This is a genomic window from Streptomyces sp. NBC_01635, assembly GCF_045209715.1.
Classification (GTDB): Bacteria; Actinomycetota; Actinomycetes; order Streptomycetales; family Streptomycetaceae; genus Streptomyces; species Streptomyces hirsutus.
In genome coordinates this window covers 8,603,034-8,625,537 of the sequence record NZ_CP109277.1, presented here as the reverse complement: position 1 = coordinate 8,625,537, position 22,504 = coordinate 8,603,034, and the positions used below count along the sequence as shown (strand labels likewise).

The 22,504-nt window shown below is 73.9% G+C and carries 8 protein-coding genes and 2 pseudogenes; 4 read left to right on the top strand and 6 right to left on the bottom strand.

Going from position 1 to position 22,504, the window contains the following annotated elements:
* Nucleotides 1–98: 98 nt before the first annotated feature.
* Both OHB56_RS39285 and OHB56_RS39280 read left to right on the top strand, forming a co-directional pair.
* Nucleotides 99–1,577, top strand: a complete 1,479-nt coding sequence (locus OHB56_RS39285) for a hypothetical protein (protein ID WP_055594721.1) — start codon at nucleotides 99–101, stop codon at nucleotides 1,575–1,577.
* A 6-nt stretch (nucleotides 1,578–1,583) separates the two neighbouring features.
* Nucleotides 1,584–1,790, top strand: a pseudogene (locus OHB56_RS39280) (pyridoxamine 5'-phosphate oxidase family protein); the annotation flags it as partial.
* 40 nt (nucleotides 1,791–1,830) lie between these two features.
* Here the strand turns inward: OHB56_RS39280 and OHB56_RS39275 are convergent.
* Together OHB56_RS39275 and OHB56_RS39270 are read right to left on the bottom strand one after the other, a co-directional pair.
* On the bottom strand, nucleotides 1,831–2,553 hold the full coding sequence (locus OHB56_RS39275) for an FAD binding domain-containing protein (RefSeq protein WP_326750995.1): 723 nt from the start codon (nucleotides 2,551–2,553) through the stop codon (nucleotides 1,831–1,833).
* A gap of 212 nt (nucleotides 2,554–2,765) precedes the next feature.
* Nucleotides 2,766–4,214, bottom strand: a complete 1,449-nt coding sequence (locus tag OHB56_RS39270; RefSeq protein WP_406358679.1) for a WGR domain-containing protein — start codon at nucleotides 4,212–4,214, stop codon at nucleotides 2,766–2,768.
* 246 nt (nucleotides 4,215–4,460) lie between these two features.
* On the opposite strand from OHB56_RS39270, the gene OHB56_RS39265 reads away from it, so the two are divergent.
* Nucleotides 4,461–16,973 carry an amino acid adenylation domain-containing protein gene (locus tag OHB56_RS39265; protein ID WP_406358677.1) on the top strand — a complete coding sequence of 4,171 codons (12,513 nt, stop codon included), beginning with the start codon at nucleotides 4,461–4,463 and terminating at the stop codon, nucleotides 16,971–16,973.
* 80 nt (nucleotides 16,974–17,053) lie between these two features.
* Here the strand turns inward: OHB56_RS39265 and OHB56_RS39260 are convergent, their stop codons facing one another.
* The 3 genes from OHB56_RS39260 to OHB56_RS39250 form a co-directional block, all read right to left on the bottom strand.
* A complete protein-coding gene (locus OHB56_RS39260; RefSeq protein WP_326756882.1) occupies nucleotides 17,054–17,632 on the bottom strand; it encodes a TerB family tellurite resistance protein in 579 nt (192 codons plus the stop codon).
* A gap of 425 nt (nucleotides 17,633–18,057) precedes the next feature.
* Nucleotides 18,058–18,525: a hypothetical protein gene (locus OHB56_RS39255; RefSeq protein WP_326750998.1), complete on the bottom strand. Its 468-nt coding sequence runs from the start codon at nucleotides 18,523–18,525 to the stop codon at nucleotides 18,058–18,060.
* 65 nt (nucleotides 18,526–18,590) lie between these two features.
* The gene (locus tag OHB56_RS39250; protein ID WP_388438356.1) at nucleotides 18,591–19,853 is read right to left on the bottom strand and encodes an RICIN domain-containing protein; all 1,263 of its coding nucleotides are present in this window, start codon (nucleotides 19,851–19,853) and stop codon (nucleotides 18,591–18,593) included.
* A gap of 320 nt (nucleotides 19,854–20,173) precedes the next feature.
* Here OHB56_RS39250 and OHB56_RS39245 point away from each other — a divergent pair, with 320 nt between their 5' ends.
* Entirely contained in the window at nucleotides 20,174–20,827 is a 654-nt protein-coding gene (locus tag OHB56_RS39245; RefSeq protein ID WP_406358674.1) for a hypothetical protein, read from the top strand.
* Here the strand turns inward: OHB56_RS39245 and OHB56_RS39240 are convergent.
* A pseudogene (locus tag OHB56_RS39240) lies at nucleotides 20,824–22,462 on the bottom strand (IS200/IS605 family accessory protein TnpB-related protein). The gene OHB56_RS39245 and the pseudogene OHB56_RS39240 sit on opposite strands and share 4 nt — an antisense overlap.
* Nucleotides 22,463–22,504: the final 42 nt, after the last annotated feature.

The following is a 22,504-nucleotide window of genomic DNA, read 5'->3' as shown; positions in this document are numbered from 1 at the left end:
GGTCCCTCGGTGGATCCCGTCCCGCGTGGTCGGAGGCGGCCGGTGATGCGACGCTGGGGTGGAGAAGCGTCCGCGGACGGAAGCCGGGAGGGAATGCGATGGGACGCGATGTCCCGGCGCTGGTGTTCACCCGTGAGGACCGTCGCCGGTACCGGATCAAGATGCAGGAGTGCCTCGACACGTTCGCGCAGATGCTGCGGGAGGCACGTTTCGAGTCCGAGCGGCCCCAGGTGGGGCTGGAGATCGAGCTGAACCTGGTCGACGACCGGGCCGAGCCGGCCATGCGCAACAGCGACGCGCTCGAAGTGATCGCGGACCCCGCCTGGTCCACGGAGCTGGGCCGGTTCAACCTCGAGATCAACGTTCCGCCGCGGCGGCTGACGGCGGGCGGACCCGACTCCTGGGAGTCCGAGATCCGTACCGCGCTGAACCACGCCGAGAAGCGCGCGAAGTCGGTCGGCACGCATCTGATCATGACCGGGATCCTGCCGACGCTGCGGCAGGAGGACGCGGGTGAGTCGGCGCTGTCGGAGAACCCGCGCTACCGGCTGCTCAACGACCAGATCTTCGCGGCCCGGGGCGAGGACCTGCACATCGAGGTCGACGGCGTCGACCGGCTGCGCACCTACGCGGACACGATCACTCCCGAGGCCGCCTGCACCAGCACCCAGTTCCACCTGCAGGTGTACCCGGAGCAGTTCTCCGACTACTGGAACGCGGCGCAGTCGATCGCCGGGGTCCAGGTCGCCCTGGCCGCCAACTCGCCGTTCCTGTTCGGCAAGGAACTGTGGCACGAGACCCGCATCCCGCTGTTCGAACAGGCCACCGACACCCGTTCCCAGGAGATCAAGGTGCAGGGGGTACGGCCCCGGGTGTGGTTCGGGGAGCGGTGGATCAACAGCGTCTTCGACCTCTTCGAGGAGAACCTGCGGTACTTCCCGGCGCTGCTCCCGCTGTGCGACGAACAGGATCCCGCCGAGACGCTGGACCGGGGCGACATCCCCGAGCTGGGCGAGCTGACCCTGCACAACGGCACCATCTACCGCTGGAACCGCCCGGTCTACGCCATCTCGCACGACAAACCGCATGTGCGGGTGGAGAACCGGGTGCTGCCGGCCGGCCCCACCGTCGCCGACACCCTGGCCAACGGCGCCTTCTACTACGGGCTCACCCGCGCCCTGGCGGAGGAGGAACGGCCCGTATGGTCCCGGATGTCCTTCTCGGCCGCCGAGGAGAACCTGCACACGGCGGCACGGCACGGCATCGAGGCCCGGCTGTACTGGCCCGGGATGGGCGAGGTGCCGGTGGCCGAGCTGGTGCTGCGGCGGCTGCTGCCACTGGCGCACCGCGGGCTGGAACTCTCCGGGATGGACGAGGCCTGGCGGGAGCCCCTGCTCGGCATCATCGAGCAGCGCTGCGTCACCGGGCGCAACGGGGCGGTGTGGCAGAAGGAGATGTTCCACCACATCGACGCCACCGCCCACTGCGGCCGCCATGAGGCCCTGCGCCGGATGACGCAGCAGTACATCGACTACATGCACCTCAACGCCCCGGTGCACACCTGGCCCGTCGACTGACCCGGGCCGGGTGGCAAGGAGGTCCTGCGCGTCGACGGGTACGCCCGCATCCTGACGGACGCACCGTTCTTCGACGACATGGCGGCCGACGGCCGCCGCCCGGCGCTCGCCGTCCTCCTGGAGATCGACGAGATCTACCTGCACTGCCCGCAATCGCTGCGCCGGTCCGGCGTCCGGGACCCCACGACCCGGCCCGTCCCCGCGGCCGGCTGAGCCGTACCGGGGCCGGTGCTGCCTCCGGCGGCCGGAGCCGTCAGCCGTCGGTGGCCCGGACGAGGACCCCGGACACCTCCCTGCGCATCACGTCGCCGATCTCCGGGGGAAGCGAACCGAGGTCCGTGCTTTCCAGGGCCCGCAGCGTCTCGTCCGTCCCGGCCGTGCACTCCGCGCTCCCACCGATCACCTCGTAGCCGTCACGGACCGCGACGCGGACCCTGCGCCGTCCGTCCTCCTCGGCGTGCACGGCGGTGGCGACGACGAGGGGCGGCGGTCCGCCCGCCTCGGCCGGCGCCTTGTGGTATCCGCTGGCCCTCGGGGTGCGCCAGTGCAGGCTGAGCAGCAGATGGCGCTTGGCCACCACCTCGGCCAGATCGGTCTCGAAGACTCCGTCCCGGTCCAGCGCCGTGGCGCGGGCGTCCAGGACGAGCGCCGCCGGCAGCAGACATCGCAGGGTGCTGCCCACGATGTTGCCGCCGACCGTGGCCGTCCGGCGCACTGCTCCGGTGCCCACGGTGGAGGCCGCACCGCGCAGGACCTCCGGTACCCGGTCGTCGATGCGGTGCAGCAGGACGGCCGCGCCCAGCGCCTCGTGCTCGAGCACGGTGGCCTCCGGGAGGCTGCGCAGGGACATCGCCTGCTCGGGGAAGCCGTCCCGCTGCCAGAGCGCCCACACGAGAGTGGCTCCACCGATGGGCACCGCTCCCTCGGCCATGCAGTTCTGCGCTTCGGTCAGGGATGTGGGCAGACGCAAGAGCATGGCGGTCGACCTGCTTTCCTGGGCTTCGGCCGACGGAACCGGCCACTCCGCTGCATGATCATGGACACTGCATTCTCCGCACGGACGTGGGGGCGCGTACAGAGCTCACACAAACCCCGTGTGCGCCCGTCGTACGCCCTGGGGACCGGCGTCCGGCCCCCGGGAATTCCTCCGCCTCTCCCGCCCCTCGCCCGTGAGCGGCCGTGGGGCGGTCAGAGCAGCCGCCGGATGTCACCGCGGACCCGGTAGAAGCCGCCGGCCGCCGGGTGCAGCGCGTCCACGACATAGCGGGCTCCGGGCTCCCGTATCGCGCGCGGGAACTGCACGTTCCACGACGAGTCGTACCCCTCGGACACCACGTGCACGCGCAGGCGGCCGGAGTCCTGAACACATTGGACGACGATCGACCCGGTCGGGGCCTGGGCCACCGCGGTCACCGCGCTCGCCGTCGTGGCCGGTGCGTAGGTCGGCAGCGCCTCGGCGAGCTTGACGTCCCGCGCGACCGGCACCGTGCCCTGCTGGGCTGCGGAGATGGCCGCCTCGCTCGCGTCGACGCACACCAGCGAACCGTCGGTGGTGACCAGGTACAGCCGCTCGTCCCGGTACTGCATCGACAGGGCCGAGCCGCCGCCCGTGCCGAGCTTCCACAGCCGGGTGCCGTCCTGGTCGAAGCAGTAGACGGACGACGCCGCGTCACCGGCGAACACGAACCGGCCGCCGGGCGAGGTGGCGCACGCGTACACGGCGCTGTCGCAGGCGTAGGTGGCCTCGATGGCCCCGCTCGCCTTCGACAGCCGCTGCACCACGCGGTGGGCCGTGCCCGCGTACACGGTGTCGTCCTCCTGCCAGCCGAACAGCACACCGCCGCGGGTGGGGGTGTGCCACAACTCGCCGCCGCCGTCGGGCGCGTAGGCGGTGACGCCACGCTGATGACCGTGGTAGACGGCCCGGTCGTCGGCGCGCACCATCCAGGCGTGCTCGCCCTGGCTGCGGCGGGACCACTGGTGCTCGTCCTCGTGGTCGATGACGGTGAGCTTGCCGTCGCGGTCCGAGACGTCCAGCACGCCCTCGTGGATGTCCAGCCAGAAGATGTCGACGTCCGCGGCGATGTCGTACGCCGCGAACGGCAGCTTGGAGGAGAGGTCGTAGACCTTGCCGTCGTCGCAGCCCGCGTAGATCCAGAAGTCGTCGGCGACCAGGCACTTCACGCCGTCCGGCAGGTTGAAGCGGGCCAGCACCTGGCCGTCGTGGCCCAGGGTGTACACGTCGCCCGCCTGGTTGCCGACCCAGCAGTGCTCGTCGTCGACATGGATGCCGAACGCCGCGGAGCCGGTGCCGAACCGCCACAGCACGGGGGCCACGGCACGCGCGGTGGACGGGGCGGACGTCACCTGACGCCGGGTCACCGCGCGCGGCGCGCGCTGCCCGGGGACGGCGGGAGCGTAGCCCTTGCGGACCTTCTCACCGACCTTCTTGGCGGCTGCGGCCCGCGCCTTGTCGGCCGAGGGGAAGGCGGTGACCTGGGTCTGCCCCGAGGCCCCTATCCGTCCGTAACGGACGGTCACCACCAGGGCGTCGACGGTCACCTCGTAGAACTTGTGCGCGGTGCCGTCATCCTGCGACAGCTCCAGATACGTCGTCGACACCGACCCGCCAGACATGACAGAACCCTCCCCGGAGCGGGCCGCCGGCCGTTCCGGCAGGTCCCACTGTCCGAACCGTAGGCGGCACCACTGACAATGGACCGCCGGTGATCCCCGCGCGGAAGCAACCTGTCCCGGTTCCTGCGAGTCCCACCTATCGCTTGCCTCTGCCTTCCCGCGTCCCCGCCTCCCCGCCTCGTCCCCTCATCGCCCCGGCGCCACCGCGCGTCCACGGCTTCGGACTCACCACGAACGAACGGACCCATGAGCACCGCGACCCTGCTGGATGTCCTGCTGGACGCCGCCCACCAGTCCCCCGACCAGCTGATCGTCCATGTCCGGGGCGACGGCGGCGAGACGGCCGTCACCTTCCGGGAGCTCGTGGCCGAGTCGCTGCGCGTCGCGGGCGGTCTCCGTGCCGCGGGCGTCGCGCCGGGCACCTGTGTTCCGGTGCTCGCGGAGCACAGTGCGGACTTCCAGCCCATGTTCTGGGGCGCGCTCGCGGCCGGTCTGGTGCCGGTGCCGCTCGCGCCCGACGTGCGGCGGGTCCGTCCGGTGTGGGAGCACCTCGGCCGGCCCCCGGTCGTGGTGGACACGGCCTGCGCGCCGGTGGCCGCCGAACTCCCGGACGGGGCCCGGGTCCTGCGGCTGGACGCGCTGCGGGAGGGCCCGCCGCCGGCCTCCCCCGTCGCACCGGATCCGGACGGACTGGCCTTCCTGCAGTTCTCGTCCGGCAGCACGGGGGCGCCCAAGGGCGTGGAACTGACCCACAGGGCCGTGCTGGCGAACCTGCGGCAGCTGACCGAGGCCTCCGCCCTCACGGAGCAGGACGTGGTGGTCAGCTGGATGCCGTACTTCCACGACATGGGGCTCATCGGCACGCATCTGGCGCCGCTGGCCGCGCGGGCCAGGCAGGTGAAGATCGGTCCCCTGTCGTTCGCGAAGAACCCCCGCCTGTGGTTCGACGTGGCCGCCGCGCATCGGGGCACCGTCCTCTCGGCCGCCAACTTCGCGCTGGCGCTGACCCTCCGCCGGGTCCCCGCGGAGGTGTTCGCCGCGCTGGACCTGAGCTCGGTCCGGCTGATCACGGTGGGGGCCGAACCGATATCGGCGACGGTGTGGCGGGACTTCGCCGCCAGGACCCGGGCGTCGGGGCTGGATCCGCGGGCCGCGATGCCCGTGTACGGGCTGGCCGAGGCGACGCTGGCCGTGGCGTTCCCGCCGCTGGGCGAGGTGGCCGTGCCGGTGGCCGTGGAACGTGCCGCCCTCGGCCGGGGCCGCGTGGTGGAGCGGGAACCCGGTGGCGACGCGGCGGAGTCGGTGGAGCTGATGGACGTCGGGGTGCCGGTGCCGGGCTGCTCGGTGCGGATCACCGACGAGGCGGGCCGGCCGCTGGGCGACCGGCGGGTGGGGCACATCGAGGTGAGCGGTCCGCAGATCGCACGCGGCTACCACGGCCTGCCCGAGGCGACGGCACGGTCCTTCACCGACGGATGGCTGCGCACCGGCGACCTGGGTTTCCTCCGGGACGGCCGGTTGTGTGTCAGTGGCCGGTCCAAGGATGTCCTGTTCGTCAACGGCCGTACGTTCCATGCCCCGGACCTGGAGGAGGTGGCGTCCGGCACACCGGGGGTGCCGACCGGGACGACGGTGGTGGTCGGGTCGACCGATCCGGTGACCGGTGGGGAGCGGGTGGTGGTGTTCGTCGCCTGGGCGCGGCCGCCACGTACCGCGTCCGAGGTGCTGGACCGGGTCGCGCGGCGGGTCCGCGCGGCGCTGGGCCACGACGACGTGCGGGTGTTCGCGCTGCCGCCGTCCGCGTTCCCCCGGACGACGAGCGGCAAGGTGCAGCGGCAGCGGATGCGGTCCCGGTTCGAGGCGGACGGGTACCGGCCGTCGGTTCGTTCCGGCGCGGTGGCCGACTCGGGTGCGGTGGCGAACTCGGGTGCGGTGGGCGACTCGGGTGCGGTGGAACGGCCTCGGCGGCCGTCGTCGTCCGGGGGCCGGGGTGCGGTGCCCCGGTCGCGCGGGGACGTGCGGCGGGTGGTGCGCGAGGCGTGGGCTGCGGTGCTGGGACTGCCCGAGGCGTCGTTCGAGGACCGGGACCGGTTCGCCGAACTGGGCGGTACCTCGCTCCGGGCCATGGAGGCGCTCGCCGCGCTGGAACGTTCCCTCGGTGTCTCGCTGGGTCCGGCGGTGATGCGCAACGACACGGTCGCCACGCTCACCGACCATCTCATGGACGTCGTCGAGGCGGACGGCGCACGGACGCACGGCACGTCGACGCACGGCACGTCGACGCACGGCACGTCGACGGACAGCACGTCGACGGACGGAGCGGAAACGGGCGGACAGAAGGTCGCGTCCGCTGCGGGCGGGGCGTCCGCGACCGCCGTGGTGGGGCTGGCCTGCCGGTTCCCGGGGGCCGACACCCCGGAGGAGTTCTGGGACCTGCTCACCGCCGGCCGCGACACCGTGTCCGCGGTGCCCCCGGACCGCTGGGGCACGGACCGCCGGCGACCGGACGGCTCCAGGGGACTCGAGGCGACCGGACGCTGGGGGGCGTTCCTGGACGACCCCGCCGCCTTCGACGCCGCCCACTTCGGCATCGGCGACGAGGAGGCGCGCGCGCTGGACCCGCAGGCGCGTGTCTTCCTCGAGCTCGCCCACGAGGCGCTGGAACGCGCCGGATACGCCGGGACCCGCCGCCGAGCCCTGCGGACCGGGGTCTTCGCCGTCGTCGGCGACAGCGGTTACCGGCAGCTCCTGGCGGACGCGGACACCGCCGGCACGCCGCCGACCGCCACGGCCCTGACGGGCAATCTCCCCAACCTGGTCGCCGCACGGCTGGCACACTGCCTCGACCTGGACGGTCCGGCGCTCGCCGTGGACACCGCGTGTTCCTCGGGCCTGGTGGCGCTGCATCTGGCCCGGCGCAGTCTCGCGGACGGCGAGTGCGACGTCGCGGTCGTGGGCGGAGTCAACCTGCACCTCACCGCGTCGGCGCACCAGGCCCTGGAGGCAGCCAAGGCCCTGTCGCCGACCGGGCGCAGCCGTGCCTTCAGCACGTCGGCCGACGGGTTCGTGCCCGGCGAGGGCGGCGCGGTCCTCGTCCTGCGGCGGCTCGACGAGGCCCAGCGGGACGACGACGAGGTCCTGGCCGTCGTACGCGGCACCGCCGTCAACAACGACGGTACGTCGCTGAGTCTGATGGCACCCAACCCGCTGCGCCAGCGCGAGGTGATCGGCCGTGCCTACGAGCAGTGCGGGGTCGACCCGGCGTCGGTCTCGTACGTCGAGGCCCACGGCACGGGGACGGCCGTCGGCGATCCGATCGAACTGCGGTCCCTCGCCCATGCCTTCCCGGCCCGCCCGGACGGCCGTCCCCGGCTGCTCGGCTCGGTGAAGACCAACATCGGGCACCTGCTGAACGCGGCGGCACTTCCCTCGCTCGTGAAGGTGGTCCTGGCCCTCGGGCACGGACGTCTCCCGGCCTCGCTGCATCACACACCGGCCTCGCCCGCCGTCGGGCAGTCGGGGTTCGCCCTCGTGAGGGAGGTGACGGCCTGGGAGTCGCCCGGGCCGCGCAGGGCGGGAATCAACGCCTTCGGCTTCGGCGGCACCAACGCGCACGCCGTCCTGGAGCAGGCCCCACCGCGAACGGCGCACGCGCCGCGCGGGGTCCGTCGGGAAGAGGACCGGGACCGTCGCGGTCCGGGCCTGCTCACCCTCTCGGCGGGCAGCGCGGCCGGGCTCGACGCGTGGACGGCGCGCGTCTCGGAGCATCTGGGCGACCATCCGGAGTCCGAGGAGGGCGACGTCTGCCTGGCGGCGGGCGCCGCACGCGACGAACGGCCGCACCGTCTCGCCGTCGTGGCCGCCGGCGACCTGCGCGAACGGCTCGCCTCGGTACGCGCCGCCGACGGCTCGCCCGTGCCGGGCTCGGCCGCCGGGACGGTGACGCACCGGCCCCGGACCGTTTACGTGTTCCCCGGTCAGGGCGGTCTGCGGCCGGGGCAGGGGCGAAAGTTGTACGCCACGGCACCCGTGTACCGCGCGACGCTGGACGAGGCGTCGGGGCTGGTGGGGGCCGTGCACGGGCGGGAGTTGACGGCCTGGTGCGTGGACGGCGACGCCGACGGCGACGCGCTCGCCGCGACCGAGGTGGCGCAGCCGCTGCTGGTGGCACACGGGGTCGCGCTGGCCCGGCAGTTGACCGCCTGGGGGGTGCGGCCCGACGCCCTGGTCGGGCACAGCGTCGGTGAACTGGCGGCCGCCTGTGCCGGCGGCATGCTGTCGCTGTCCGACGCGGTGCTGTTCGCGGCGGAACGGGGACGGCTCATGGGCGGGTCGACCACGCCGGGTGCCATGGCGGCGGTGCGGGGCGCCGAGGAACGCGAGGTGGAGTCGCTGGTGGCCGCGTCCCCGGGCGACCTCGCGGTGGCGGCGTACAACGGTCCCGGCCGGCTGGTGCTGTCCGGCTCTCCGGACGCGGTCCAGCGGGCGTCGGAGCGGCTCACCGCGCACGGCGCGACGGTCCGTCCGCTGCGGGTGTCGCGCGCCTTCCACTCGCCCCTGATGGAGCCGGTGGCGCATGCGGTGAGCGGTGCGGCGCACAGGCTGACGGTGGCGGATCCCGAACTCGCGGTGATGAGTACGCTCACCGCCGAGTGGCAGCCCCGGATGGATCCGGACCATCTGCGGGAACACGCCTTGCGACCGGTACTGTTCGGCCGGGCCGTGGAGCGCCTGCTGGACGAGGGCTACGACACGTTCGTGGAAATCGGGGCGGATGAGAACCTCGCGGGTCCGATCCGTGCGGTGGCCGCCGGACGCCGGGCCGACGGCGCAGCGCCCGGCGCCCTTGTGGTGTCCGCCCCCGCAGCACCGTTCGACGGCGGAGAAGCACCGGGCGGAGCCCGGGAGTTGATGGAGACGGTGGCACGGCTGTGGGTGCGCGGGGTGCCCCTCGACCGTACGGCGCTCGACACGGGCAACCGCAGGGTGCCGCTGCCGCCGTACCCGTACCAGCGGCGCAGGTACTGGCCCGAGCCCGATGCGCGCGGGCTGCTGCACCGCATCGAGTGGCGGCCCGCTCCCCTGTCCGGCGACGATCTCCCCCCTACCGGTCCTCCCGGTGCCGGCCTTCCCGGCCCGGTGCTGGTGACCGGAGCGGACGCCTCGGCGGTACGCCGGACCGCGGACGGGTTCGCGGCCCTCGGCGTACGGGCGGTCACTGCCGACCACGGTGACGTCCGTCCGCAGGCCGTGGTCCTCCTCGGCCGCGGGGTCCGGCAGGACGCGCCGGACCCGGCGAACCCGGCGGGCGGCCTCGACGCGGAGCTGCGGCAGGCGGTCGCGGCGTTCCAGGACGCCCTCGCGTTGCTGGACCGGACCGGGGCCCGCCGCCTGCTGGTCGTGACCGAGGACGCGCACGTCACCGGGCGCGGCGTGGAGCAGCCTGTGCCGGCGCAGGCGGTCCTGGGCGGTCTGGCCCTGGCCGTACCGGAGGAGTCGGCCGGCGCGGTCGCGAACTGGGTGGACCTCTCGTCCCACGACCTCCCCGGCGCTCCCGGCGCTCCCGGCGCTCCCGGCGCTCCCGGCGCTCCCGGCGAAGGGTGGCTGCGGTGCCTGGCCGCCGAGTTGACGGCGCCGCAGGCGACGGGAGCGATCGCCTGGCGGGCCGGAGAGCGCCTCGTGCGTTCCGTCGTGCCGGCAGCGGGGGAAGATCCGGGAACACGGGGAGAACCGGGCGGGCCGGACCACCCGGAGCGCCTGCCGGCCGACGGTACGTTTCTCATCACGGGCGGCGCCGGAGGCATCGGATCCGCACTGGCCCGGGACCTGGCGGGCCGGGGCCGGCCGGTCCTGGTGCTGGCGGGACGTTCCCCGCAGCCGCCCGCGGCCCTGTTGAAGGAGCTCGCCGGTCTCGGTGCCGAGGCACGCTACGTCCCGGCCGACCTCACGGTGCCCGGTGACGTGGAGCGGCTCGTGGGCGAACTGCCGCCGCTGGATGCCGTGTTCCACGCGGCCGGTGTCGTACGGCCCGGCAGCCTGCGCGGGGCGGACGTGCCGGAGACCGTGGAGGCGCTGGGCGCGAAGACCCTCGGCACGGTGCTGCTGTCCGGGACACTGCACCGGCACGGTCAGCAGCCGGGGGTGCGCGTCGCGTTCTCCTCGGTGTCGTCGGTGCTGCACGGCCTGGCGGGTGCGCTGGGCGCCTACGCCGCGGCGAACGCCTTCCTCGACTCCTTCGCCGGAGCCGAGCGCCTGGCGGGCCGGCCCTGGCTCTCGGTGAACCTGGGGCCGTTCGCCGAGACGGGCCTCGCGGTCGCCGCGGGCGCCGGGGCACTCGCCTCCGGCGCGGGGGGCGGGGGCCGCCCTCTGGCGACCGCGCCCGCGCTGGCCGCGCTGCGAGCGGCGTGCGCCACCGGCGCGACACAGCTGGTCGTCGCCGACCTGACGCCCGGGGCCCGACCGGCCGCCGCCCCACCGCGTCCGGCGCGGCCCACGGGCGTCGAGAGCGTCAAGAGCGCCACCGGGCCGACCGGCACCGACCGGCACCGGCCCCCGATGTCCTCCGGCACCGCTGTCGTCCTGCGGGAACTGCTGGCCCAGTCGCTCGGCATCCCGGCGTCGGGCGTCGACGACGACACGCCGTTCCTGCGGCTCGGGCTGGACTCGCTGGGCGCCGTCGACCTCGTCAAGAGGCTGGAGCGGAAACTTGGGCGGCAGCTGCCCACCACGCTCTTCTTCGAACACCGGACGGTGCGCGAACTCTCCGCCCACCTGGACCTGGAGGGTCGCACCGGTGTGCCGTCCCGGACAGCGGCGGCGGACCAGGGGACGGGTGCGGGGAGCGGACTCGGAGACGGACCGGGTCACGCGTCCGGGGACGGGAGCGACGACGGACGGGCGTTCGCGCTGACCCCCGTACAACTGGCGTTGTACACCAGCAGTCGGCTGCGTCCGGACCTCCCCGCCCGGGGTCATCTGCGGCTGACCGTGCGGGGCCCGCTCGACACGGGTCTGCTGGGCCGGGCGCTGGCGGCGCTGGCCGAACGGCACGGCATGCTCAGGCTGCGGGTGGAGGCCCCGGACGGGCTGCCCGTGCAGCGTGTGGCGCCTCCGGTACCGCTGCGGGACTGGTTCGAGGTGCGCGACTGCGCCGCCGAGGAGGTGGCCGATGCCGAGACGGCCGTGTGCAACCGGCCGTTCGACCTGGCGGCGCTGCCGCCCGTCCGGGCCGTGCTGCTCCGCCAGGATCCGGGGCTCGCCCATCTGGTGCTGGTGGTGCACCACGCGGCGGCGGACGGCTACAGCTTGAACGTCCTCGCCGAGGAGCTGTGCCACACGTACACCGATCTGTACCACGGGCGGCGTCCGCGACAGGCTCTTCCCGCACCGGACTTCGCACGGTATGCGTCGAGCCTGCCGCTCTCCGGATCCGCCGGGGGGCAGGCCGACCGGCAGTACTGGGCCGAGCGGCTCGCCACGCGCGGCGAACCCCTCCGGCTGCCCTACGACCACGTTCCCGGCGCGTCGGCCTCCGACCCGTCCGGCCCGATCGTGCAGTACTACGGCGAGCTCGGCGCGGATCTCACCACCGGCCTGGAACGACTGGCCGCCGCGCGGGGTGTCTCCCTGTTCCACCTGCTGCTCGCCGCGTATGTGCGCTGTCTGGCGCGGTGGTCGGGGCGCCGGGACGTGGCCGTGAACGTGGCCAGGGCACGTCGCGAGGACCGTTTCGAGGGCGTGGAACGGCTGGTCGGTCCGCTCGCCGACACCCTTCCCCTGCTCTGTGGGACGGAGGACGACGAGACCGTCGTCGCCCTGGCGGAGCGGTTGCGCGGGATATGGCTGCAGAGCGAGCGGCACGCCGGGCTCAGCAGCCTGGACCTGGCCGCGCTGCTGCCCGGCGTGCGGCCCGGTACCGGTTTCGGCGACCACACGGTGAGTCCGGCGGGCTTCAGCTTCGCCCGCTTCCCGGCGGAGCCGGCCGCCGACTGTCCGGTGGAAGTACGGGCGACCGCGGCCGGCACCGGATCGGCGGCGACCCGGCTGAGTCTGCTGTGCTGGGCGGACGGCCCGCAGCTGCGGCTGTCGTGGAACTATCCGGAGCCACTGTTCCGGCAGGCCACCGTGGCACGTCTGGACCGGGAGTTCCGCGCCGAACTGGCCGCGCTGTGCACACCGCGGCCGTCGCAGCCGTCGCCGGACACCGGCCCCGCCCCCGCGTCGGTGGTGCCGTCCTCGTCCGTGCGGGGCGACGGGAGTGTCCCGCTGGTCGCGCGGCTGCTCGCCCGGTTCCGGGCGACACCCGGCGCGGTCGCCGTGGACACCGTCGATGCCACGGGCACCGTGGACACCGCGGACGCGTCGCTCACGTACGGGGCGCTCGACCATGCCTCCGCTCGACTCGCCGCACGCCTGCACGCCCGCGGCGTACGCCCCGGTGATCTGGTCGGGCTGCTCACCGAGCCGGGCGCCGACACCGTCGTCGGTGTCGTGGGCATCCTGCGCGCCGGGGCCGGCTGGGTCCCGCTCGACCCGGAGCACCCCACCGCACGACTGGCAGGCCAACTGGCCCGCACCGGCGCGACCACCGTGGTGTGCCACGCCGCCACCCGGCGCACCGCCGCCGCTCTGACGGCCGTACGGGCGGTGCCCGTCGCCGACGACAGCCTGCCGGACGCGGACACCGAGGCCGGCGTGACCGCGCCTGCGGCCACGGCCGCTCCTGCCGCGTCGTCCGACGCCGAGGCGATCGCGTACGTCATCTTCACCTCCGGTTCCACGGGACGCCCGAAGGCGGTGCCGATCACTCACCGGGCGATGGAGAACTACCTCGACTGGGCGGTCGCCACCTTCGGCTACGGTCCCGGCGACCGCCTCGCGCAGACCGCGTCGCCCTGCTTCGACGCCTCGGTGCGCCAGGTGCTCGCACCGCTCCTGGTCGGCGGCACCGTCGTGACCGTGCCGCGTGACCTGCTGCGGGATCCCGAGCTGCTGCTCACGCGGGTCGAGCGCGCGCGGGTCACCGTGTGGAGTTCGGTGCCCACGCTGTGGGAGCAGTTGCTGTCGGCCGCCGAGGGGAGGGCACGCGGTGGGGCGGGGCTGCCCGATCTGACGGCGCTGCGGTGGGTGCACGTCGGCGGGGAGGCACTGCCCGTGGACCATGTGCGCCGCTGGTTCGACCTGTTCGGGAACGGCGCGCGGATCGCCAACCTGTACGGGCCCACCGAGACGACCGTCAACGCCACCTGCCAGATCCTCGACGCCCGTCCCGGCGACGAGGTGCGGCAAGTGCCGATCGGACGCCCCGTGGCCGGTACGGACCTGGAAGTGGTCCGCGCCGACGGGACCGCCTGCGAGCCGGACGAGCCGGGGGAACTGCTCATCGCCGGCGTCGGTCTGACCCCCGGCTACCTGGGTGAACCGGAGCTGACCGCACGGGCGTTCACCGTGCGGACGGGCCGGCGATGGTACCGCAGCGGGGACTGGGTCCGCCGATCGGCCGACGGCACCGTGGAGTTCCTCGGCCGGGTCGACGACCAGGTGAAGATCCGCGGGAACCGGGTGGAGCCGGGAGAGGTCGAGGCGGCGCTCCAGGAATGCCCCGGGATCGCGCGGGCGGTGGTGACGGCGCACGAGGGGCAGTTGCTCGCCTTCGTCACCCTCCGGTCCTCGGCCGGCCGGCCCGACACCCGGGAGATGCGCCGCCGTCTGGCCGGCGTTCTGCCGTCGTACATGATCCCGGCCCGGATCACATGCGTCGACGCGCTGCCCCTCACGGGCACCGGCAAGGTCGACCGCCTGGCGCTGGTGGGCCCGTCCTCCCGGTCCGGTCCGGCGGCACCGGACGACGACGGGGCTTCCCCGCCGGTCACGGCGACCGAACGACGCGTGGCAGCGGTCTGGTCGGACCTGCTCCGGGTGGAATCGATCCACCGGGAGGACGACTTCTTCGACCTGGGCGGGGACTCGCTGCTCGTCCTGCGCGTGTTCGCCCGGCTCGCGGAGCACGGAGCGCCGCTGCCCCGGCCGACGGTGGTCTACCGTCATCGCACGCTCGCGGCACTGTCCGCGGCCCTCGACGCCGCCGCGGCAGAAGCGGAGCCTCGCTCCGCCGCCACGGCCTCGGCCTCCTCCGTCACCACGCCCCCGGCCGTCCGGTCCCTTCCGGCCGGTGACGACCGGACGTCCCCGTTCCCCGTCACACCCGGCCAGCGCGGGTTCCTGCTCGCGGAGGCTCTCGCGCCGGGCGGCGGGACCTGGCTGGCGCGGATCCGGCTGTCCGGGCCGCTGGACCCCGAGGTGTTCCAGGCGGCGGTCGACCTGCTGGTGGAGCGGCACGGCATGCTCCGCACCGTCTTTCCCGCCGGTGCCCGTCCGCCCGTCCAGCAGGAACTGCCCCCGTCGCTGCGTCTGCCGGTCGTCTTCGAGACGGTCACGTCCGACGCGGAGGTGGACGAACGGGCCACGGCCGAGGCGCAACGGCGCCTGGAGACCTGGGCCTGGCCGCTGGTGCGCCTTCAGGTGCTCAGTCTCGCCGCACGGGAGCACACCCTGCTGGTGCACGCCCATCACGTCATCGGCGACGGCTACAGCGCGGCGCTGCTCCTGCGGGAACTGACCGAGGTGTACGACCGGTTGGCGGGCGGCAGCGGCACCGCACCCCGCCTCGCGCCGCTGCGCAGCGACTTCCGTGACCATGTCCGGTGGTCGGCCGGGACCGGCCACGGGACCGGCCACGGGACCGGCGTCACCGGGGCGGCCGCGGCAGAACGCCGGGCGCGGGTGTGCGCCCCGTACCGGTCGCCCGTGCTGCGCCCCGCGGCGGTGGCCGGTGACGCGACGGACCGTGCCGGGGCCGCCACCGGCGGGGTCCGGTTCGACTCCTCGGAGTTCACGCTCGGGGCCTCCCCGACAGCGGCGTTGCGCGCGCTCGCGTCCCACGCGCGAACCACTCTGTACGCGCCCCTGCTGACCGCCTACCACCAGGAGCTCACGGCACTGACCGGCCGGCCCGATCTGATCGTGGGACTGGCGGTGAGCGGCCGGGACGGCGCATTGCCCGACGCGCACCGGATCTTCGGCCCGTTCGCCTCGGCCGTCCCGGTGCGGCCCGCCCCCGTCGGCCCGACCGGCGCCGACCCGGCCGACGCAGGGGACTTCGCCTGCGCCCTGCGGCGCGTGGCGGCCGAAGCCGAGGAGGCACGCGCCCACGAGGACGTGGTCCCACGGCGGGCCGACGGGCTTCCCCTGACCTCCCAGTTCTTCTTCACCTTCCTCGACTTCTCCGCTCTGGCGCCCGCGGCCGGCGGCACTCCGCGGTTGTCGTGGGAGGCGGGAGACAGTACGTTCCTGCCGCCGTCGTCCATGACGGACGTGTTCATGGCGGTGCGGCCCGACGGGGACGGGCTGCGGGTGACGGTCCGGGGCGCGAGCCCGGCGTTCGCACCCGGCGCGCTCGACCGTTTCGCCGGCTCACTGCGCCGACGTCTCGAACGGGCCGCGGCGGGTGACAGCGGCGTGCCGAGCCGGCCGGGGACGGGCCGTCCCGAAACGGGCGGTCCCGAAACAGGCGGTCTCCTGGCACAAAGGCCTGCCGCCCAGCGGTCCGGGACGAGGGGGCCCGGGACGCGGGACACGATGGACGCGGCCCTGGTCGGCTACCTGCCCGCGCCGGAGCATCTGGCGCACCTGGCGGGCCTGCCCGCGTCGGCGCTGCCCCGGGAAGAAGTGCGCGCCATGCTGTTCCCCGACGGCGCCCCACGCCTGGTGGAGACGGTGGGTACGCCGCTGGGCCGGTCCGGCTTCGTCTCCGTCCCGCTGTTCGCCGACGAACTCGCGGCGGACACCGGGCTGGTGGAGCACACCGCCCGTGCGGTGGCGCTCGCCGCCGCCAGGGGTGCGCGATGTGTGTCCCTGGCGGGGATGATTCCGTCGCTGACCGGCTACGGCTTCGACGTGCTGCGGTCCGGACGCCATCCGGCGGCCGTGACGACGGGGCACGCGGCAACGGTCGTGTCCGTGGTGAAAACGGTGCACGCGGCGCTGGAGGCCACCGGTCGGGACCTCTCGGACCTCGATGTGGCGTTCGCCGGTCTGGGCTCGATCGGTGCCTCCTCACTGGAGTTGCTGCTGTCCCTGGCCGCCCGGCCTCCCCGGCGGCTGCTCCTGTGCGATGTGCGGGGCAGCGGGCCGCGGCTGACCGCCCTGGGAGGGCGGTTGCGGGAGCGGGGACTGGTCGATGCGGCCGGGTTCGAGGTCGTGGAGTCGGAGCGGGTGCTGCCGGACGCGGTCCACGGCGCGGACCTTCTGGTGACGGCGGTGAGCGGTGCCACCGCGGTGCTCGATGTCGACCGGCTCCGGCCCGGGGCCATCGTGGTCGACGACTCCTTCCCGCACTGCTTCGACACCGGGCGGGCCCTCTCCCGCATGCGGGAGCGGAAGGACGTCCTGGTGCTGGGCGGCGGGCTGCTGCACGTCGGCAGCACCGATCGGGAGGTCGCCGGGGACCTGCCGGACGCGGCGGCGGCCGGCTATCTCGCCCAGCCCTGGCTCGAGGGCACCCTGGCCTCCTGCCGGTTCGAGTCCCTGCTCCACGCCTCCGGTCACGAACTGCCGCCGGTGCACGGCCTGGTGGACGCCGGGGTGGCCCTGGCCCACTGGGACGCGGTGGAACGGGCCGGGGTGTCGGCCGCGCCGCTGCACCTGCTCGGCCACACCGTGGACACCGCGGCGACGGGCGGGGCGACGACGGGGAACTGACCACCGGCCGAGGCGGCTCCCCACCGCTCCCGCCGTCCGCCCCGCTCCGGGACGGACGGCGGGAGCGGTCCGAGGGGTCCTCAGACTCCGAACTCCGTGGGCGAGATGCCCAGGGCCGCGCAGGCCTCGCGGACGGCCTGCTGCTCGGACGCCTCGAAGGTGCCGTCGGCCCCGGCGACGACCATGCCGGTCTGGACGACCGCGCGTGCCTCGACCGGCTTCTTCGACGCCTTGGCGATCTCCTGCAGCGCTCGTGCCCTGCCCGTCTCGAAGTTCGCCATGAGCTGGTCCACGTGCTCGTTGAACCGCTTGCGGAGCTGGTCCGGCGGGAAGTTCTGCAGGACCTCGTTGGAGACGATCAGCTCCTCCACGCGCTGCCGCTCCGCCGGCTCGACGTACCCGTCGGCGGCCGCGACCAGCGCGCACATCGCCATGCTCGCGTCCCTGTAGGCGCCGCTCTTGAGCTCTGTCTTCGCAGAGGCCAGCTGCGACTTCAGCAGCCCCAGCAGCTGGGCCTTGGAGCCGCCGGAGGACGAGCCGCGGGCGCGGCCGCCGGACTGTCCCGGTCCGGGGTTCCCGTGCTGTCCTCCTCCCGACCTCGCGGCCTGGGACTGCTGGAGCGCCTTGGCCTGGTCCTTGACCCGGTCCCACATCGCCACTGGTGCCACCTCGGCTTCTGTTGCTGTCTTTCCGGTACCGGTCGTCAGTCCCGGATGGTGCGGTCCGCCTGCTCAACGGACGCCGTCGCGGCCGTGTTCCCCGAAGGCAAAAGAAAGGCAAAAAAGCTGTCGTCGTATCGTCATGACGACGGCTCACACGGGTCACGCGCGGTGGAGGCCGCGGATCAGGGTGATCCCGGGCCCGTGGCACAGCACTTCCAGGCCGGCCCACCGCACGAGGTCGACGAACGGCTCTTCCGCGTCACCGCCGGGGCCGGCGCGGAGGCCGATGGTGTGCTCGGCGCGCAGTTACAGCGTTTCACCCGGACGGCTCAGCCGTCGGGCGACCGCGGTGAAGGGCGGCGGCCGGGGACGCGGGACGGGCGCGGCGTCGCGCCCCTGCCGGCGTCGCGCCCCTGCCGGCGTCAGGCTCCGGCGCCGTCCGGGGTCCCCGGTGCCCCCGGGGCATCGCCGGCGGGGCCGGCCGCCGCGGCGGCGGCGCGCCGTTCGTACCGGAGCGCCGCACCGGTCGCGACCGCGCCGAGCCCCTCCCACACGGCGACGCCGATGAAGGCATCGGGTGCCCGGCCGCCGATCACGGCAACCGTGAACACCGTGCACGTCAGCAGCCTGAACGGCACCGTCCACCGGAAGAAGGCCCGCCAGTCGGCGAGCGCCGCGAGGACGTAGTACACGCCCATGTTGAGCGCCGCCATCGAGGACGCCGTCACGAAGGCCGGTGTGAGGTCGCCGCTCCCCCGCACGTCCGGGGCCTCGATGCCGAGCAGGGACAACTGCGCCCCCGGTGCGATCAGACCCACCGCCCCCAGAGCCGCGGCGAGCGCTCCGAAGGCGGCCATGGTCCAGCCCGAGGCCGAGCGGGGAGTACGCATCCGGCGAGCGTAGCGGTCGGCGGGACCGCCACCGGGGTCGCGGTCCCGCCGGAGCCGGTCGGGAATCAGCCCACCGTCCACTTCTGGTTCGCGGCGCCCGTGCAGGTCCAGATCTGGAGCCGGGTGGCGTTGGCCGCGTTGTTGCCGGTCACGTCGAGGCACTTGTCGGCCTGGGGATTGACGATGTCGCGTGCCCCGGTGACCGTCCACTTCTGGTTGGGTCCGCCGGTACAGTCCCACAGCTGGACGGGCGTACCGTTCGCGGTGCCGTTGCCGGTGGCGTCCAGGCACTTGCCGAGCGCGCGGAGCGTGCCGTCGGAGCCCACGGTCCATCGCTGGGCGGCGCTGCCGTTGCAGTCGTAGAGCTGGACGGGGGTCCCGTTGGCGGGGTTCGCCCCGGCGACGTCGACGCATTTTCCGGCCAGGCCCCTGACGGCGGCGCCCGGGGCCGAGTCCCCGGTGGTCACCGAGACGTGGTCCACGACGAGCTGCTGCGGGAGGACGGTGGAGCCGTCGGGGTCGCCGGGCCAGTAGCCGCCCACCGCCAGGTTCAGGATGAGGAAGAACGGCTTGTTGAACACCCAGGACCGTCCGCCGAGGTCGGCGGGGGTGCGTGTCTGGTAGACGTTGCCGTCCACGGACCAGGTGATCGAGTTCGGCGCCCAGTCGACGGCGAAGGTGTGGAAGCCGTCCGCGAAGGCCTGCCCCCCGGGGAGGGTGTAGCCGGCGCCGATGCCGCCCGAACCGGAGTAGCCGGGCCCGTGGAGGGTGCCGTGGACGGTGGAGGGCTCGAAGCCGACGTTCTCCATGACGTCGATCTCGCCCGAGTCCGGCCAGTTGACCGGTGTGCCCAGCATCCAGAAGGCGGGCCACATGCCCTGGCCGCGCGGGACCTTCATCCGTGCCTCGATGTGCCCGTACTGCGCGGTGAACTTCCCCGCGGTGTTCAGCCGGGCCGAGGTGTACTGGCAGGTGCCGTACCAGCACTGGTAGTTGGCCGGGTTCTCCTTGCGGGCCGTGATCACCAGGCGGCCCTGGCCGTCCAGGGCGGCGTTCTTGTTTCCGGACGTGTAGTACTGCCGTTCGTGGTTGTTGACGTTGTCACCGGTCTCGAGCTGCCACTTCGAGGAGTCGACCGCCGCCCCGGCGGGGCCGTCGAAGGTGTCCGAGAACGTCACGGCGGCGGCCGCGGCACCGTCCGCGGGTACGGCGGCGGTCGTGGTGGTGTCCGCCGGTTCCGCCCGGGCGGTCCCGACGGCGGCGGAGGCGACCAGAGCCGCGGACAGAGCGGCGGTCAGCCATCTGCGCAGCGTGCGTGGAGAGGACATGACTCTCCCTTCCGTACGGCGGCCCGCGGGGACGGGCACGCCGACCGAGGTTGTGGGGGGACAAGTGGGGGTGAGCGCGTAGCTCCTTGATTCAAGACGTGAGATAAGAGGGCGTCAATACCCTGGTACGGACCAGGGATCCACAGCCGTTCACTCGTCACCCGAGGAGACCCACCGACGACCTCCATGAACATCAAGAGCCTTTATTTCAGGCTGAGTTGCTACCCGATGCGTTCATCATGCGCCACACTGCCTACAGCAACGGAACCGACCGTTCGAAGCAGGGGCGGGGGCGGGGCAGGGTCGCGTACAGACCAGTCGTGGCCGCGGTGGCGGGGGCGCTGCTGCTGGCCGCGTGTACCGAGGGGGCCGACGGAGGTTCCGCCTCCCCGACGGCATCCGGGGAGCGGGCGGGCGAAGGCGGCGGGACGACCGCGAGCCGGTCGCCCTCCCCCTCCCCGAGCGCCTCGCCGGCGGACGAGGCGTACACCGTGACGGAGGACCGGGCGCCGGGAACACGGAGCGCGGCGGTCGCCTTCCTGCGCGAACTCGCCGTGCGGCCCGACTTCTTCGGCGCCGGCTTCCGTAAACGTGTCCCGTACGAGAGCGATCCCGCCGAGTGGGCCGTGCTCGGCGAGGACTGCGTGTGGCGCCGCGAGCCGCTGCCGGGCAGCGTACTGGCCAGCCTCACACGGGCGTTCGTCCTGCCGGAGGCCGAGGGCAGGAAGGCCGTGTACGTGTCGCTGACCGTCACCGTGCACGAGAACGTCCTGGGCGGGCGCCGGGACATGGCCACCTCCCTGGAGGAGTCCCTGCGCTGCCGGGAGCAGCGGCTGAACGCCACGGAGCGGGTGCGCGAGCTGTACTCGCAGGCGAATCCGTTCGCCGAGGAACGCAACGCCATCGCCGACGACGACCTCCTGGAGTCCGGGATGTTCCTCGTGGACGGGGAGAAGGGGGCGAACCGTTCCTAGTCAGTGAGCAGGAGGGAGTCTGGGACCCATTCCCGCTCACCGCGGACACCCCGAACGGTGGTGGGTGTCCTGGTCGCCCGCGTTCGCTCCGCGTCCGGCGGCACGGATCGGGTCCGTGGTCCGGGAAGACGGCGGCGGGGTCCCTCACGCCCGGGGGCATCCGGTGCGGCCTGGACGATCCGATGCCCGCATCCATCACTCTGGTGGGTGCGGGGCGGTGTCGTCCGACGCCGGAGCGGATGCCCCTGGGCGCGTCGTCCGATCGCGATGCTCGCCGCATCGTGTCGGGTGGTCTTGCGGGTGGTGCTGGTCAGGGGTTTCTGCCAGTGCTGGGCGCCCCACTTCGAGGTGTAAGCCGGATCCACGGCGATGACGGTGAGGCCCATCGCGTCGGCCATCGAGACGAGGCGGGCGCGGAGCCGGCCGGTGGGCAGGCCGGAGATCAGCCGCCGGAACCGCCTGTTGCGGCCGTGTTTCTCGCGGGTCCTCTCCGTCGTAAAGTCCAGGTCCTCCACCGCGATCGCCCGCACCCCGCAGGTGCGGGCCCAGTGCAGCAGGCGGGTCAGGGCGTGGCGGAGCTGGGCGTCGCGGTGGTCGGCGGTGCCGGTCAGGTCGTAGGAGAAGCGGCGCGGGGTGCCGGTCGGGTTGCCGTGCACGTCCAGGCGCCAGGCGCCAGGCGGCCAGGTGGTCGGCGTTCATGTCCACTCCGATCACCCCGCCGGCCAGCGCCGCCGCCAGGGGGACCGGCTGCGACACGGGTTTCTGCCAGGACGCGGTCACATACCAGCGGCCGCGCTGGACGTCGTGGTGGATGCGGTAGGCGACGGCCCGGTTGGCTGCCACGCGGTCGGCCCACTCCGTCCCCCGGTGCGCGAACCGGATCCGGCCGGTGAGGACGTACCGGCCGTGCGGGGCGTTCGCCAGATTCGACAGTGGGGCGGGCAGCTTGAGGCTCACCTCACCGTCCGGGCTGATGCGGATGGTCTCGTTGCCGTGCCGCTTGCCGGACTCCCCGTCCGCCCGCAGGAACCAGCGTGCCGCCTCCCAGCGTGCACGCCACTGCGCCTGGGTGAGCCGTGCGGCGGGCAGCTGGTGCCGCATCCGGGCCAGGCGCTTGCCGCCGCGCACCACGTGCACCCTTCCGGCCTCCCAGGCGGCGCGTTCCCGCGCCAGCCGGTCCTCCAGCACCTGCAGGCGGCGGGCCTTGGCATGCCACTCCCGCCGACTGCGGTAACCGCCCGGCGCCTTCTTCGACCCCTTCTGGCCAAGCGGCAGCGCCAGCCGGTACCGCAGCATCCGCACCCCCGCCTGCAGGGACTGGAGGTGGGCGAGCGCACCGCGGCGGGCCAGCGCCCACTGCTCATGCGTCGCCTTCGTGATCGCGCCCGCCCACCGGGCCGACGAGAGCGGGGTCAGGTCCCGCTTGCGCGCGGCCCACGCCTGCGCGTCGTGCCCGAGGCCGTCATGGCAGCGCGCCTTCAGGTCACGACAGGCCAGCGCGCCCAGATGCGCGCCCACCCGCCGCAGCACCTCCTCATCGGCGGCGGTGAGCCGCCTGAGCCGGGTGCGGATCGCCACCCCCGACGGGCCGGGCACCACAAACGGCGCCGCGAGCTTTCGCAGTCCTTCGTCCACCCCACACCCCCCGCCCCTCGGCCCAGCCCCGTCCTGAAAAAT